Source organism: Wolbachia endosymbiont of Drosophila incompta (assembly GCF_001758565.1).
Taxonomy (GTDB): Bacteria; Pseudomonadota; Alphaproteobacteria; order Rickettsiales; family Anaplasmataceae; genus Wolbachia; species Wolbachia pipientis.
Genome location: NZ_CP011148.1, coordinates 172,946 through 189,026, shown reverse-complemented (window position 1 = coordinate 189,026; position 16,081 = coordinate 172,946). Strand labels below are relative to the sequence as shown.

General features: G+C 35.9%; 12 protein-coding genes, 2 rRNA genes and 1 pseudogene. 10 read left to right on the top strand and 5 right to left on the bottom strand.

Annotation, left to right across the window (positions count from 1 at the left end; all coding sequences use genetic code 11):
• Window positions 1–12 precede the first annotated feature (12 nt).
• Entirely contained in the window at window positions 13–1,440 is a 1,428-nt protein-coding gene (atpD, locus tag WG67_RS00885) for a F0F1 ATP synthase subunit beta (RefSeq protein ID WP_010962432.1), read from the bottom strand.
• 101 nt (window positions 1,441–1,541) lie between these two features.
• Window positions 1,542–2,630, bottom strand: a complete 1,089-nt coding sequence (gene pstC / locus WG67_RS00880) for a phosphate ABC transporter permease subunit PstC (protein ID WP_038199744.1) — start codon at window positions 2,628–2,630, stop codon at window positions 1,542–1,544.
• A gap of 107 nt (window positions 2,631–2,737) precedes the next feature.
• On the opposite strand from pstC, the gene rpmH reads away from it, so the two are divergent.
• The 3 genes and pseudogenes from rpmH to WG67_RS00875 all read left to right on the top strand — a co-directional run bounded on the left by rpmH (window position 2,738) and on the right by WG67_RS00875 (window position 3,564).
• Complete coding sequence (rpmH, locus tag WG67_RS05885) at window positions 2,738–2,872, top strand: 50S ribosomal protein L34 (RefSeq protein ID WP_006279898.1); 135 nt, start codon at window positions 2,738–2,740, stop codon at window positions 2,870–2,872.
• A gap of 19 nt (window positions 2,873–2,891) precedes the next feature.
• Window positions 2,892–3,215: pseudogene (gene rnpA, locus WG67_RS07095) on the top strand (ribonuclease P protein component); the annotation flags it as partial.
• An 85-nt stretch (window positions 3,216–3,300) separates the two neighbouring features.
• Window positions 3,301–3,564, top strand: coding sequence for a hypothetical protein (locus WG67_RS00875; RefSeq protein ID WP_010082134.1), 264 nt, complete (start codon window positions 3,301–3,303; stop codon window positions 3,562–3,564).
• 85 nt (window positions 3,565–3,649) lie between these two features.
• On the opposite strand, the gene rrf is transcribed toward WG67_RS00875, so the two are convergent.
• Window positions 3,650–3,756 (bottom strand): 5S ribosomal RNA (gene rrf, locus WG67_RS00870).
• A 66-nt stretch (window positions 3,757–3,822) separates the two neighbouring features.
• A 23S ribosomal RNA gene (locus WG67_RS00865) occupies window positions 3,823–6,588 on the bottom strand.
• 335 nt (window positions 6,589–6,923) lie between these two features.
• Between WG67_RS00865 and WG67_RS00860 the strand changes: the two genes are divergently transcribed.
• From WG67_RS00860 to guaA, 3 genes are all read left to right on the top strand, one after another.
• Entirely contained in the window at window positions 6,924–8,000 is a 1,077-nt protein-coding gene (locus WG67_RS00860; RefSeq protein ID WP_070356759.1) for a methyltransferase domain-containing protein, read from the top strand.
• Window positions 8,001–8,058: 58 nt separating this feature from the next.
• A complete protein-coding gene (locus tag WG67_RS00855; RefSeq protein WP_070356758.1) occupies window positions 8,059–9,843 on the top strand; it encodes a ribonucleoside-diphosphate reductase subunit alpha in 1,785 nt (594 codons plus the stop codon).
• A gap of 970 nt (window positions 9,844–10,813) precedes the next feature.
• On the top strand, window positions 10,814–12,376 hold the full coding sequence (gene guaA, locus WG67_RS00850) for a glutamine-hydrolyzing GMP synthase (protein WP_010962427.1): 1,563 nt from the start codon (window positions 10,814–10,816) through the stop codon (window positions 12,374–12,376).
• 32 nt (window positions 12,377–12,408) lie between these two features.
• On the opposite strand, the gene WG67_RS00845 is transcribed toward guaA, so the two are convergent.
• Window positions 12,409–13,116 (bottom strand): TerC family protein, encoded by a 708-nt coding sequence (locus tag WG67_RS00845; protein WP_010082284.1) that lies wholly within the window; start codon window positions 13,114–13,116, stop codon window positions 12,409–12,411.
• A gap of 397 nt (window positions 13,117–13,513) precedes the next feature.
• On the opposite strand from WG67_RS00845, the gene WG67_RS00840 reads away from it, so the two are divergent.
• From WG67_RS00840 to WG67_RS08015, 4 genes are all read left to right on the top strand, one after another.
• Window positions 13,514–13,696 (top strand): hypothetical protein, encoded by a 183-nt coding sequence (locus tag WG67_RS00840; RefSeq protein ID WP_006279522.1) that lies wholly within the window; start codon window positions 13,514–13,516, stop codon window positions 13,694–13,696.
• 185 nt (window positions 13,697–13,881) lie between these two features.
• Window positions 13,882–14,190, top strand: coding sequence for a hypothetical protein (locus WG67_RS07090; RefSeq protein ID WP_245683375.1), 309 nt, complete (start codon window positions 13,882–13,884; stop codon window positions 14,188–14,190).
• A gap of 101 nt (window positions 14,191–14,291) precedes the next feature.
• Complete coding sequence (locus tag WG67_RS07080) at window positions 14,292–14,687, top strand: hypothetical protein (RefSeq protein ID WP_245683374.1); 396 nt, start codon at window positions 14,292–14,294, stop codon at window positions 14,685–14,687.
• Window positions 14,688–14,961: 274 nt separating this feature from the next.
• A partial coding sequence (locus tag WG67_RS08015; RefSeq protein ID WP_458694994.1) for a MutS N-terminal domain-containing protein occupies window positions 14,962–16,081 on the top strand: 1,120 nt, incomplete at its 3' end.

Here is a 16,081-nt window from a genome sequence, read left to right as displayed (position 1 = left end):
AATCTTTAACTTTTATTTAGCTTCAGCTTGTATTAATTCAGCCTTTTTTATTGCTTCATCTATATTCCCCACCATATAAAAAGCAGCCTCTGGTAAGTGATCATATTTGCCTTCAACAATCCCTTTAAAACTGGAAACAGTATCAGAAAGTGAAACAAATTTACCAGGCATGCCAGTAAATATTTCTGCAACGTGAAAAGGTTGAGAAAGAAATTTCTGAATCTTCCGAGCCCTATCAACAATAATTTTATCTTCATCAGATAGCTCATCCATACCAAGTATTGCGATAATATCTTGCAGTGATTTATAAGTTTGCAATATACGTTTCACCTCAGAAGCTACATTATAATGTTCTTCACCAATGATTTCAGCAGATAAAGACTGAGAAGTTGAATCAAGTGGATCAACAGCAGGGTATATTCCCATTTCAGCTATTTGCCTTGACAACACTGTGGTTGCATCAAGGTGAGAGAATGTAGTTGCTGGGGCTGGATCAGTCAAATCGTCCGCAGGAACATATATAGCTTGCACAGAAGTAATAGAGCCAGAAGTTGTTGAAGCTATTCTTTCTTGCATTGCACCCATATCAGTTGCAAGGGTTGGCTGATAACCAACAGCTGACGGTATTCTTCCAAGTAAAGCAGAAATTTCAGAACCAGCTTGTGTAAATCTAAAGATATTATCCACAAAAAATAGAACATCTTGGTTTTCACGGTCACGAAAATACTCTGCCATAGTAAGTGCTGTTAAAGCAACTCTAGCCCTTGCTCCAGGAGGCTCATTCATCTGACCATAAACCAAAACAGCTTGAGATTTTTCATGCTCATTTATATTTATTACATTTGAAGTGATCATCTCGTGATAAAGATCGTTACCTTCACGCGTTCTCTCCCCTACCCCGGCAAACACAGAAAATCCTTTATGAGCTTTTGCTATATTATTAATTAATTCCATTATTAGGACTGTTTTACCAACACCGGCTCCACCAAATAAGCCAATTTTTCCTCCTTTAAGATAAGGTGCAAGAAGATCTATAACTTTTATTCCCGTAACTAAAACTTCTTCCTGTATTCTCTGTTCAGTAAAACTTGGAGGTGCTCTGTGTATAGGCTCTAAGTTATACTTTCCCTTCAGTGGACCACACTCATCTATAAGCTCTCCAACAACATTAAAAATCCTTCCTAAAGTTGAACGCCCAATTGGCACCGATATTGGTGCACCTGTATCAACAAATTCATCCCCCCTTGACATGCCATCTGTGCTATCCATAGCAATACAACGAACTATATTGTCACCTATATGCTGCGAAACTTCTAAAACCAGCTCCTTATCCTTATATTTTAGTTTGCTTTTTAAAGCATTAAATATTTTAGGCAATTCACCTTCAAATTTTATATCAACAACTGCTTGAGTTACCTTAATCGCTCTACCTATATTCATCTCTTTATTTTTATCACCTAACACTATAATTCCATAAAAGAACTTCTAAAGAAAATAAATTTTATATTATTAATAGAAATTTTGCAACATTAAAACGCTTACTAGTTACGCTTCATTACAAACAATGCAAATGCATTTAATAGCCAAGTAATAATAAACAATACTAAACTAAGCGCATAAGCAGCAAGAGTTTGTACACTATTGAAATCCTGATCTCCGGTAAGTAATGTAGCGATCTGCACGGTAATGGTAGTAACTGAATTAAGAGGGTTAAAAGTCAAATTTGCGTTGATTCCCACAGCCATTAGCACAATCATTGTTTCACCTATCACTCTTGAAATTGACAATAAAATTGCACTTAAAATTGTAGGCATTGCATAAGGTATTGTTATATGCCATATAGTTTCCGCTGGAGTTGCACCAAGTGCCATGAAGCCATAACGCAAGCTTTTTGGAACAGATCTTATGGCATCTTCGAGTAAAGAAATAATAAAAGGAAGAATCATTATCCCAATCGATAAACCGGCAACTAAGGCACTTTCTGAGTGTATACTTAAACCAAAAAAATTTGCTACCTGCTTTATAAAGAAAGACAAAAACACAACCGCGAAATATCCATATACAACCGTAGGAATAGCAGACAAAACTTGCAAAGTTGTATTAACAATATAACGCACTTTCTCACTCGCATATTCACTAATATATATTGCAGAAAATAAACCAAGCGGAACGACAACTAACATTGCTATAATAGTTATAAGTAATGTACCAACTAAAAGCGGCGCTATACCAAAACATCCTATCTTCTCTTCATTGATAGTGACTACATTGTGGCCCCATTTCAAGCAAAACAAGAATTCTGAAATAGCTACTTTATTAAAAAAACTAATGGATTGAATAAAAATAGACAGCATTATAAATAAAGTGATAAAAAATGATATGGCCAAAGCCACAAATAACGAAAGTTTTATTATCTTATTTCTTTTATTTTTAAAGATAAAAGCAAGCATGAAAAAAAGTAACGCTATAGAAATAAAAGTTACAAAACAATTATTATAGAATACTAACAACCAAGTTAGCATCCATACACAACTAAGATATAGATAAGATTTAACCTTATTTACTTCTTGAAACCTACTAAAACAAAATAAAAGGATTAGTAAGACAGGTATGACTATCACCGAATTCATTCTTCCATGCATCAAATTTTATTCTACGAAAATGTCATACAAGTTCACCATTATTTGACAATAAAGTAAAACAATTTAAAATAAATAATTATATTAATATAAAAACAATGAAGAGAACATTTCAACCAAAAAATTTGATAAGAAAGCGCAGACACGGATTTCGTTCACGTATGGCAACAAGAGCTGGAAGAAAAATCCTTAATAGGCGCCGTTCATTAGGGTGTAACAAATTATGCGCATAGTAAGTATAAAAAAAAAGATTTTTCTTCTGCTTTCAAAAATAAGTTAGCACTCAACAGTCTTTTTTATCGTGGGCTTTATATATCACTGTACGCTATAAAAGAAAGAGAACCTGAAAAGTACATTCATACTATTAGAGTAGGTCTGGCTATCAGTAAAAAAACCGGAAAAGCAGCAAAAAGAAATAAAATAAAAAGGCAACTACGAATGCTTGCTAAAATTAGCATTTTAAATATAAGTAATATAGGGCACTACTACATAATACTCACTCATAGAAACATTATGCAAGCAAGTTATAAAAATTTACAAAAAGATCTAACTATTTGCTTAAAAAAGATAAAATAAAAAAAATCTCAATTAAGGTATTTACAACTATATTTTTTATGATAATATAGGTAAAATTTTTAAAAATAGTTAATGGGTGTGGTGAATGGTAGAGCATATAAAAGAGGTAAATAACACAGGCTTTGGTCAGATGTATCAATTCTTATTTCTTCCTAAAGGAACAGGAACAGATTGGAGGTCAGCATTTCGCCAACAAGAAGAATTATTTAAAAAAGTGGGAGGTAATGTAATATTACCAGAAGTCAGTAATTCTCCTTCAAAAGGGAATCAATTAGGGGAAGTAGGAACAATGCTAAATAATGTAGAAAATGACCAAGAACATATAAGAAAAAAAAGATATCGTAGTTAAAGTAAAAACTTAAAGAATAGTAACAAAACAAGGAAGTTAAAATATAAGTATACCTACTGTCTAATTAACAAAGAAATTTTTATAAACTTGGCGGCGACCTACTCTCCCTTTTCAAGTACCATCAGCGCTAAAAAGTTTCACTTCCGAGTTCGAGATGAGATCGGGTGGTTCATTTTTGCTATAGCCACCAAGTCAATAAAAATTTCTAACTTAACAATTTTAACTTAATATTTAACACTGCATACACACATATAGAAAGCAAATAAATCAATCAGGCTATTAGTACTAGTTAGCTTCACATGTTACCATGCTTCCACACCTAGCCTATCAACGTGGTAGTCTTCCACGGCCTTAATTGGGAAATCTTTTTGAAGAGGGTTTCTTGCTTATATGCTTTCAGCAATTATCCCATCTATACATAGCCACCCAGCGATGCTATTGGCATAACAGCTGGTACACCAGAGGTATATCCATCTCGGTCCTCTCGTACTAGAGTCAGACCTTCTCAAATTTCCTTCACCCACGGCAGATAGAAACCGAACTGTCTCACGACGTTCTAAACCCAACTCACGTATCACTTTAATCGGCGAACAGCCGAACCCTTGGGACCTTCTTCAGCCCCAGGATGTGATGAGTCGACATCGAGGTGCCAAACGGTGTCGTCGCTATGAACGCTCGAACACCATCAGCCTGTTATCCCCGGCGTACCTTTTATCCGTTGAGCGATGACCCTTCCATACAGAATCACCGGATCACTATGACCGACTTTCGTCTCTGCTTGGCTTGTCAGCCTCGCAGTCAGGCAAGCTTATGCCATTATACTATCAAGCTGATTTCCGACCAGCTCTAGCTTACCTTCGCACGCCTCCGTTACTTTTTAGGAGGCGACCGCCCCAGTCAAACTACCCACCATACAATGTCCTAGTTCCAGATAATGAAACATAGTTAGATATCAAAAGTGTAAAAGGTGGTATCTCAAGGTTGACTCCATTATAGCTAGCGCCATAACTTCAAAGTCTCCCACCTATCCTGCACATCACACTTTTAATAGCAATGTAAAGCTATAGTAAAGGTGCACGGGGTCTCTTCGTCTAACCGCGGGTACCCCGCATCTGCACGGGGAATTCAATTTCGCTGAAGTGATGTTGGAGACAGTGGAGAAATCGTTACGCCATTCGTGCGGGTCGGAACTTACCCGACAAGGAATTTCGCTACCTTAGGACCGTCAGTGTTACGGCCGCCGTTTACTGGGGCTTCAATTCGGAGCTTACACCCTTCCTATTAACCTTCCAGCACCGGGCAGGCGTCAGACCCTATACTTCCACTTACGTGTTTGCAGAGTCCTGTGTTTTTAGTAAACAGTCGCTACTCCCTATTTTGTGCCACCTACTCATAGTTGCCTAAAAGCAGGTTACCCTTCTTCCGAAGTTACAGGTATAATTTGCCGAGTTCCTTCAACATCATTCTTTCAACACCTTAGTATACTCTACTCATCCACCAGTGTCGGTTTGCGGTACGGCCTCATAAATATAAGTGCTATTTCCTGGAGCTTCTTTTAAGCATAGATCAATCCAATAAGATCTATACAAATACGAAACCCGTCACACTTAAGAGGTTTAGGAATATTAACCTAATTGCCATCGACTACTCCTTTACGGACTCGCCTTAGGAACCGACTAACCCTACGCAGATTAACTTAACGTAGGAACCCTTAGATTTTTGGTGAGAGTGTTTTTCACACTCTTTTACGCTACTTATGTCAGCATTCTCACTTCCGATATCTCCAGCAGTTTTCACAAACCACCTTCACAGACTTACGGAACGCTCCGCTACCGCGCCTATTGATCGAAATCAATAAGCACTCACATCTTCGGTATACAGCTTTAGCCCCGGTACATTTTCGGCGCAGAAAAACTTATTTAGACAAGTGAGCTGTTACGCTTTCTTTAAAGGATGGCTGCTTCCAAGCCAACCTCCTAGCTGTAATGGTTTTTCTACTTCCTTCCCCACTTAGCTGTAATTTTGGGACCTTAGATAGTGATCTGGGTTGTTTCCCTCTTCACCACGGACTTAGCACCCGTAGTGTGCCTGCTGTATAATTAATTGTTGGTATTCGGAGTTTAGTTAGATTTGGTAAGACGGTGAATCCCCCTAGTCTATCCAGTGCTCTACCCCCAACAACATACATACAACGCTCTACCTAAATAGATTTCGCGGAGAACCAGCTATTTCCAAGTTTGATTGGCCTTTCACCCCTAATCACAACTCATCCAATAATGTTGCAACATTAACTGGTTCGATCCTCCAGTGTGTTTTACCACACCTTCAATCTGGTCATGACTAGATCACTTGGTTTCGGGTCTAATCCATAAAACTAAAACGCCCTATTCAGACTTGCTTTCGCTACGCCTACACCTAACGGCTTAAGCTTGCTTCATAGATTAACTCGCTGACCCATTATGCAAAAGGTACGCTGTCACTCTAAATATCAATAAATTGATATAGAGCTCCAACTGTTTGTAAGCACTTGATTTCAGATTCTATTTCACTCCCCTCCCGGGGTTCTTTTCACCTTTCCCTCACGGTACTTGTTCACTATCGGTCGTTAAGGAGTATTTAGGCTTGGAGGATGGTCCCCCCATATTCAAACAGGATTTCACGTGCCCCGCTCTACTCAAGGATTTAAAAACTTTCTACTTATACAGGACTATCACCTTCTATGGTTACTATTTCCAGAGTATTCTAATTCTTATTCTTAAATCACTAGCCTTTTCCGCTTTCGCTCGTCACTACTAACAGAATCTCGGTTGATTTCTTTTCCTTTGGCTACTTAGATATTTCAGTTCACCAAGTTTGCTTTACATACTTAGTACGTAATAACTAGCTAAACTAGTTGGGTTTCCCCATTCGGAAATCTGCGGATCAAAATTTGTTGACAATTCCCCACAGCTTATCGCAGCCTGCCACGTCCTTCATCGCCTCTTAACGCCAAGGCATCCATCAAGTGCTCTTAATAATTTATTTATCCGACTATATGCAGAATATGCAGAGTTAAATATTATTAAAATTGAATTGAGATTAAATTAATCTCTACCATAAAACTTGTCAAACATCTAAAAACTAAATTAATCTTTTATATGTTATAACCTAATAAATAATATGTCAACGCCTTTTTGCACAAAACATTTACTTATATTATCAACAACAATATACTAGCAATCCTAAACAGTATAATCTGAGAAATATGTGGTAAACTTATATATACAGTAAAAATTAATAAAAAAGATATTTTGTAAGATAAAATGTGTTAAAATCAATTGCCTAAAAATGATAATAAACATTCGGAGTATTTCTAACGTATGAAAAGTAATCTCTCTTTTATAAAAAACGTTGCTTTAAATTGTATGTCTAAGCTCATTGGCGTATTAAATATTAAGAAAGTAAAACACTTCATTGTGAATAAATATAATACTCTTCATAAAGAAATGACAGTGCTTCTTAAAAAATCTAAGAACCTGTTAAACACCAACATTGAAATCGGTTTATATCACTTTTATAAAGGTAGCATATCAGATGCAAAGTTACGATTTTGGTTAATTAGCATATTTTACCCCCATTTACCTATAGTCTGGTATAACATCGGAAGGTGTCATTTTGCGGTAGGGAATACTAACAAAGCTTATAATTATTTAACAAGGGCACTAAAATTAGATAATGACCACGAGGAGGCGTCTTACTATATAAAAAAAATGACAAACTCAGCGCCTATTACAGAATTGCCAAAAAACCTCATAAGACAATATTTTGATTACACAGGTGAATATTTTGTTGAGCATTGGTTGATTGCCAAACAATATAGAGGGCATGAACTTGTACACATGATAATTACAAAAATCTTCAACAACTCCACTTCTGAGCTCAATATACTCGACCTTGGTTGTGGAACTGGAATATGTGGTCATTTCTTGAAAATAAATAGTATTGGAAACCATATAACAGGAATTGACATTTCAAGTAGAATGCTAAATATCGCAAGAGGATGCTTTATAAAAGGTAAGCCTGTTTACAATGAATTAATACATATGGAAATGAAAGAGTTTCTTAAACAAGAGAAAAACCAGCAGTATGATGTAATTATCTTTGCTGAAGTGCTACATTATCTACATGACTTTCAAGAAGAGTTGGAATTAGCAAAAAGATCTACGAGCAAAAAAGGAGTTATTGTATGTTTAATAAGAAGAAAGGAAGGTGAAGGTATTGACTTTGTAAACAAAGGAGACTATTTTCGTCACTCAGAAAGTTATGTTCAACATGTTGCAAAAGAAATAAATATGCAAATAAGTTATATGAGTTACTGTAAAATATATGGCAGTCAGGTTGACGGTATCTTGTTTGCATTACAGCATCAACAAAAAAATCCGAAAAACCGAACTTAAAAATCGCTCAAAATGACTTTTAAGTACCTATATATAATAAAAGAATAAAAGGAACTTTATGAATAACATTACCATTAATTACGCAAAGGACAGCAAATTAACCGACTTTGGAAAAGCAGTTCTATCAGACAGGTATTTAATAGAAAATGAAAGTTATCAAGACCTCTTTGCACGTATTGCTAATTACTATTCTGATAATAAAGAACATGCGCAGCGTCTTTATGACTACATGAGCAACTTGTGGTTCATGCCTTCAACACCAATACTCAGCAATGGTGGCACTAAGAGAGGGTTACCTATCTCTTGCTTTCTTAATGAAACCGAAGACAGCTTGCAGGGAATAGTTGATCTATGGAACGAAAATGTTTGGCTTGCTGCACGTGGAGGAGGCATAGGTAGTTATTGGGGAAATTTACGCTCAATAGGCGAAAGCGTAAAGGGTAGCGGCAAAACATCAGGAATTGTTCCATTTATTGTAGTGCAAAATGCTCTAACACTTGCAATTAGTCAGGGATCCCTAAGGCGAGGAAGTTCAGCAGTCTACCTTCCTGTATCTCATCCGGAGATAGAAGAGTTTCTAGATTTACGCAAGCCAACAGGCGGTGACCCAAATCGCAAAGCGTTAAATATACATCATGCTGTAATAGTAACAGATAAATTTATGCAGGCTGTTGAGAATGATCAAGAATGGAATTTAATAAGCCCTCACAACAATAAGGTTATTTCAACTGTAAAAGCGCGGGATATATGGATCAAAATATTAACAGCAAGAGTTGAAACTGGAGAACCTTACATTATTTTCCTTGATGCAACAAATAACAATAAGCCAGAATCTTACAAAAAGCTCAACTTAGACATCAAGATGTCAAATCTATGCAGTGAAATAACTTTAACCACAGGTTATGATCACCTGAATAAGTCACGCACTGCTGTGTGTTGTCTATCATCCGTAAACCTTGAGTACTACGAAGAATGGAAAGACAATAAACTCTTCATAGAAGATATAATGCGCTTTCTTGATAATGTATTGGAAGATTTCATAAATAAAGCACCGAATGAAATGCAGCGAGCAAAATATTCTGCAGCCAGAGAACGCAGTATTGGTCTTGGTGTGATGGGCTTTCACTCATTTTTACAAAGCAAAATGGTTCCTTTTGAATCAGTAACAGCACAACAATGGAATAAAAAAATATTTAAGTATTTACGCGAGCAAGCAGATATAGTTTCTAAAAAATTAGCAGAAGAAAAGGGAGCATGTTCTGATGCCAAAGAAGTTGATCTAATGGAAAGGTTTACACACAAACTCGCTATTGCTCCTACTGCCTCGATCTCCATTATTGCAGGTAATACCTCCCCTGGAATAGAACCATACGCAGCAAACGTATTCATACAAAAGACACTTACAGGCTCATTTGTAGTGCGAAATAAATTCTTGCAAAAACTATTAGCAGAAAAAAATCAAGACAATGATAAAATATGGTCTTCAATTTCAACAAACGAGGGTTCCGTTCAGCATTTAGATTTTCTTAGTGAGCATGAAACATTGACATTTAAAACAGCGTACGAGCTTGACCAAAGATGGATTATAGAACATGCAAGTGATAGAACTTCGTATATTTGTCAATCTCAATCAGTAAATCTGTTCTTACCTGCCAACGTACATAAACGTTACTTGCACAAAATACACATGCTTGCTTGGAAAAAAGGATTGAAGAGCTTATATTACTGCAGATCACAATCAATGCAGAGAGCCGATAAGGTCTCGCATGACATATTCAAAAAAAGTGAAATATTGCAACAAAAAACAGATATTGACTACGATGAATGTCTGTCATGCCAATAGCGGCCTTACTCAGAAAAAGTAGAGAGAAAGTTAAGCAAATGGGTAAATAGACTTCTTGCATAACCATATAACGCACTTTTATTGGGAATAGAAACGAAAAAACTTCCTTGACAAACTCCGCCAGCCCTCTTATCATAAAATTGAAGCTATTTATTTATCTTCTCTGTACAGATTAAATGACAAAAAAACTCACGTATCTGGCGTCTCATATTTAATTTTTTGCACTATGTGCACCTTATGTCTTTATCAAACTTCTACCTACATAAGCTGAAACGCGCTTATAAAGCGTTTAAAACATAAAAAAACGCCAACTTAAAAAATGGATAGTGAATAACTAGCTACCCTAGGGTTTCTTTTGCCTTTTTTTCTGTTTAGTAAATTTCTTAAACATTTATAGCTAAGGTTAGTTGCATTTAAAAGCAGCTGAGTCGCGGTTATTAAGCGTTTAGAATAAAAAAACGCCATACTTGAAAGTATAATGTAAGTAATTAGCCAACTACGGGGCTTCTTTTGCCTTTTTTTTCATTTGGTAAATTTCTTAAATATTTATGGCTAAACGACAATCGTCATCCCGCTACTTGTTAGCGGCCGAGATACCGCGAATGAATCGCGGTATGACGGTTCGCGGTGGCATGACGATAAGCTCGTCATCCCGCTGCTTGTTAGCGGGATCTCTTGTTAGCGGCTGAGATACCGCGAATGAATCGCGGTATGACGGTTCGCAGTGGTATGACGGTTCGTGGCAGCATGAAGATAATCCCGCTACTTGTTAGCGGCTGAGATACTGCGGCGGTATGACGTAGATTGCTGTCATTCCGCTACTAGTTAGCGCCGCAGCGGTATGGTGTAGGAAAATTAGCTATATAGCTAACTTGTACCACGCGTTAAAGCTTTTAAACAGGTCTTGGTTTACTTACTCCATTATTTTCTTTATTATCAGATATCATTTTAAATAATATGGAGGAGCAAATTGTCAGCAATTGCCATTATTGATTTTGGTTCACAGTTTACACAGCTTATCGCAAGACAAGTAAGAGGAATGGGTGTTTATTGTGAGATATTTCCAAGCAACATCAGTTTTGAAACAATATCAAAATTCAATGGGTTTATTCTCTCTGGAGGACCACAATCTGTAAATGATGATTGTTCTGAAACAAGTAGAGTAGTACATGAAATTATAAAACTTAATGAGGCAACAAGCGTTCCTATACTTGGAATATGCTATGGACAGCAACTCATTTGTCATTATTTTGGAGCAAAAGTAAAAGAGAGTTTCAAACAGGAGTTTGGTAGAACTAAAATCAAGATACTAAAAGAATCCCCCATTGTAAAGGATACCTGGGATGTTAATTCTGAAGTGGATGTATTAATGAACCATGCGGACAGTGTTGATACTATACCACAGGGATTTACTGTTATCGCATCAGGTGTGATAAATCAAACAATTGCAATGATTGTCAACGAACAGCGGAAGATTTACTGTACTCAGTTCCATCCTGAGGTTAAGCCCACAACAAATGGCAGTAAATTGCTCTCTAACTTCTTGGATATTGCAAATTGCAAAAGAGACTGGACAATGAAGTCGTTTATTGAGGAGCAAAAGGAAAAAATCAAAAATGTAGTAGGAGAGAAAAAAGTAATCGCTGCAGTAAGTGGTGGGGTTGATTCAAGCGTTGCAGCGGCTCTCACACATAAAGCTATAGGAAAACAATTGAACTGTATTTTTATCGATACTGGGTTGTTACGCAAGAACCAAACCATCGCTATGTTGAAAGAGATTCCGATAAATTACGTTGATAAATCAAATTTATTTTTGAGTAGGTTGAAGGGAATAACTGATCCAGAAGAAAAGCGAAAAATTATCGGTAACACTTTTATTGAAGTGTTTGAAGAAGAAGCAAAAAAAATAGGTGATGTGGATTTTTTGATGCAAGGTACCATCTACTCTGATGTAGTTGAGTCAGGGCATGCCTCAGACAACACTAGTACAATTAAGTCTCACCATAATGTTGGTGGGTTGCCAGAAAAGATGAATCTGAAGTTAGTGGAGCCTTTACGTTACCTCTTTAAAGATGAGGTAAGGCTACTTGGAAAAGAAATTGGGCTTTCAGACGAGATAATATTTCAACATCCATTTCCTGGACCCGGACTTGCAGTGAGGATTATAAGTGAAGTCGATAAAGAAAAGGTGCAAATATTGCAAGAAGTAGATGAAATATATATTAATACGATGAAAAATTACGATCTATATGATAAGATATGGCAAGCTTTTGCTGTATTATTACCAATAAAAACTGTAGGCGTTATGGGAGATGGTCGTACGTATGGATATGTTTGTGCTTTAAGGGCTGTAACATCATCTGATGGTATGACAGCCGATGCATTTCCATTTGAAGATAAGGATCAACACTTGCTAGTATTTTGGGATTTTTTACGCAATGTCGGCAGTATAATTGTTAATAATGTTCCCGGAGTAAATAGAGTTGTTTATGATATCACTTCTAAACCACCCGCAACTATTGAGTGGGAGTAAATCAAAAAGATCCCGCTGCTTGTTAGCTGGATCTAGAGATACCGCGAATGAATCGCGGTATGACGGTTAATTTTCTTTATTTTGCTTATAATTTCCACAAGCAGTGCAAACATAAATGAAGAATACAAATATCCTTTTGGTAATTCTATATGAAATCCATGAAGTATGAGGTACACACCGACAAGTAAAACAAATAAAATGGCGATTATTTTTAACCCTGGGTTAGATTTGATTAACTGGGCGGTATAACTTGATAAAAACAGCATTGCTAGCATGGAAAATGTAAATGCTGTAGCAATTATTACCATGTTATAAGTTAGTGCTATAGCAGTTAATATCGAATCAACCGAAAAAACTAAATCTATTAATATAATTTGTAGCACAACTAAAAAAAATTTTGATTTAACGTTTGCTTTCTTTTTATTTTTCTTACATACAAAGATGTCATCCCGTAACTCCATAGAGCTCTTAACAATAAGGAATAATCCCCCTGCGATCATAAGTAAATCCCTTGCTGATGCAGTGTGAAATATAGGTTTTTGCATTGATAATATAGATGATGTAAAAAATAGTATTACAAAACGCATTAATAGTGCTAATCCAAGGCCCATAAGGCGCACTCTTTCTCTCAGCGCATTTGGTACCTTATCTATTGCTAGAGAAATAAAGATTAAATTGTCTACACTAAGTATAGTTTCAAGTAGTGTAAGTGTCAGTAAAGTCCAAGCATCAGTTAGCATTTTTGTTTCAAATTCGGTTCTTCTTACTCTACAATAGATGTGTAAAAATTAAGTGACTTCACTCAGAAGTTTTATAGCAGTTCTCCAGAAAAACAGGATATATAAAGTTCAGCAGCTTCTTCTATTTTCGTTTTTGAGCAAAATCAATAATAAGAGAGTTTCTTATTTTCATGCACGCAAATAAGATAAAGCCTTATTTTCATTTTTGACTTTATTTGAAAATAATATATACTATAAAAATAGTGTGCTAGGTTGAATGAATGTATATTAAAGGATCACCATCAGGCAAAGTATTCGCTGGTTATCAGGCATTTATACCAAGCCCCTTGCCACCAAAATTTGAATGGGACAATGATTTAGTGAATAGTCTTTAAACCCTTACTTTACTATAAGGAAAGTGGTTGAAAACTTAGGTGTCGTATTTACAACAGCCCAAAGAGCAATCGTAAAGCTTGAAGATTTAGGCATCGTTTCACAAACTTCTCAAGGAAAGAGAGATCGGGTTTATTGTGCAACTGATATTTTGAATATTCTAGAAGAACCAACTAAGATTACAGAGAACTTCGATAGCACATTGTAGCTATTGTGATGAATAAATTCAGCAAACAGCAAGCTTAAAGAGTCTGATCCAATGGACATGCTGAACAAAAAGTAAGGAGCTCCTTTTGGAGGATTATATTAACTTATTAATTAATTGCTTGACTTTTAGCAGGATTTATTATATTATTTATTAATGAGTAATGCAATCAAACCAAGGAGGATAGCATGATAAATAATTTGGATTCAATAATTCTTGGAATAAAAGATGGTGAAAAGGCGATTGAAGATTTAAGGGTTGTTCTTAAAAAAAGAAAAGAAGAAGTTATTACTACACAGACATTTAATTACGCTTTACAATGCCCACAAACTACAAAGGAAGCGATAGTACACGAAATTCTGCTTCATTTTATACAAAATCCTGGCGAGCAATCACTAGAACAAGTAATACAATACTTAGATGGAGCAATACAATCTAGGATATATGCAAAAAACAACCCAATAAGAAATCTGAAGAAGAATTTCGTACTCATATAAACTTTAAAGATGAAGAGGGAAATACATTACTACATCATGCAGTTATAGGTAATAAAACTGAAGAAATAACCACCCTGCTTGTTACATATAGTGCAAATCCTTTGATACAAAACGCGGATAATAAAGTTCCTTCAGATTTAGCTCAAGGAAAAACAAAAGAAGTGCTTATTAAAAGTATGAAAAAACAAGCTAATACGAAAAAAGAAAGCGCTATGGTAGGCAGTTTGGTGCCTGGCGTAATAATTGGTGGTTTTCTTGGTGTTGTACTTGGAGCTGGTGTGTGTGTTGCAGTAAGTCTTTCTGGTGGTATGATACTAGGTGTAATGATAGCATCTTCTCTTGTTGCTAGTATAGCTATTGGACTGGCCATGTATTTTTTGAGTCAAGACTATGAACAGGCTAAAGCGATAGAAAAAACTATTAGCACTGTTAGCTCTGAAATATCTGTTGATGATACAACTGTCGCAAATGGTAAAAAGGGGCCACAACTTACATAGAAAAAGCTATAGTATTTTTCAAACTAAATAATAAACCTTGTAATTAGGATATTCTGGATTCCAGCGTCACGCGCTGGAATGACAACTGTGTTTTTGTTTTTTTGTCATCAAATACTCCTACTCTTTATGTCATCCAAGTGTCCTGACTACTTGGATCCAAGAAATTTAATTGTTTTAAATTTTCCCCTCTATACACCTATTTAAAATTTATGTTATTCACATGTGCAATATAATCTATAATAACGTTTATCAATACAATATATTAAAAAATATTATGAGCTTCGTAAAAGAAAAAAACACCCCTGTGATGGAGCAGTATTTGAACCTGAAAGCTCAATACAAAGATCATCTGCTATTTTATAGGCTAGGAGATTTTTATGAATTGTTTTTCGATGATGCTATTAAAGCTGCGAAATTGCTGAATATAGTGCTCACTAAGAGAGGTAATTCGTGTGGGCAAGAAATACCAATGTGTGGAGTGCCAGCACACAGTAGTGAATCTTACCTGCACAAGCTAATAGATTTAGGATTCAAAGTAGCAATCTGTGATCAATTAGAAACTGCTGATGAAGCAAAAAAGAGGGGCTATAAATCCATAGTAAAACGTGATGTAGTGCGAGTTGTAACTCCAGGTACAATTATAGAAGATTCACTACTGGAGGATAAAAGCAATAATTATCTCGCATCCATAGTTGAACAAAATGACGAATATGCTATTAGTTGGCTTGAATTATCGACGGGAAAATTTTTTCACACTTTAACGAGTTTGAAAGCTCTAGATAGTGATTTATTGCGTATATCACCAAGAGAATTATTAATTTCTGAAAAATTCACTGAGGATGAAAAAATTAGATCGATTTTAAAAAATTATAAAATATCAATTACGCAACACGCACAGAGCTTTTTTGAGTATAGTAAATCTCACAGAACATTATGCGAGTTTTATAAAATCAGGGAACTTGGGAGTATAGGAAATTTCAGCAAAGTAGAAATCATGGCGTGTGGTGCACTGCTTGAATATGTCAGAGTAACACAAAGGGGCTCTATTCCAAGGCTTGAATTCCCAAAAACCTATAAGCAACAAAATTTCATGCTTATTGATGCTTCAGCAAGGAGAAATCTTGAGTTGTTTTCAACTCAATTTGGTGAAAAGAAAGGTTCACTAATTTCAGTTATTGATCATACAGTTACAGCTTCTGGTGGACGCCTGCTCAAACAAATGCTCGCTTCACCNCTTGCTTGCTCCAAGGCAATCAATTTGAGGCTCAGCACCGCTCAATTTTTTGTAAATAATCATGATTCACGCAGAAAAATACGAGAGATATTATCTAACATTCCGGATATTGAAAGGTCTTTATCGCGCTTAATACTAGGGCGTGGTTCACCAAAGGATA

Excerpts from the sequence above, each read along its gene's own strand:
- atpD (WP_010962432.1), bottom strand. The coding sequence starts at position 1,440 with ATGAATATAGGTAGAGCGATTAAGGTAACTCAAGCAGTTGTTGATATA.
- WG67_RS00860 (WP_070356759.1), top strand. The coding sequence starts at position 6,924 with ATGAAAAGTAATCTCTCTTTTATAAAAAACGTTGCTTTAAATTGTATG.
- WG67_RS00875 (WP_010082134.1), top strand. The coding sequence starts at position 3,301 with ATGGTAGAGCATATAAAAGAGGTAAATAACACAGGCTTTGGTCAGATG.
- WG67_RS07090 (WP_245683375.1), top strand. The coding sequence starts at position 13,882 with ATGATAAATAATTTGGATTCAATAATTCTTGGAATAAAAGATGGTGAA.
- pstC (WP_038199744.1), bottom strand. The coding sequence starts at position 2,630 with ATGAATTCGGTGATAGTCATACCTGTCTTACTAATCCTTTTATTTTGT.
- WG67_RS00855 (WP_070356758.1), top strand. The coding sequence starts at position 8,059 with ATGAATAACATTACCATTAATTACGCAAAGGACAGCAAATTAACCGAC.
- rpmH (WP_006279898.1), top strand. The coding sequence starts at position 2,738 with ATGAAGAGAACATTTCAACCAAAAAATTTGATAAGAAAGCGCAGACAC.
- WG67_RS00845 (WP_010082284.1), bottom strand. The coding sequence starts at position 13,116 with ATGCTAACTGATGCTTGGACTTTACTGACACTTACACTACTTGAAACT.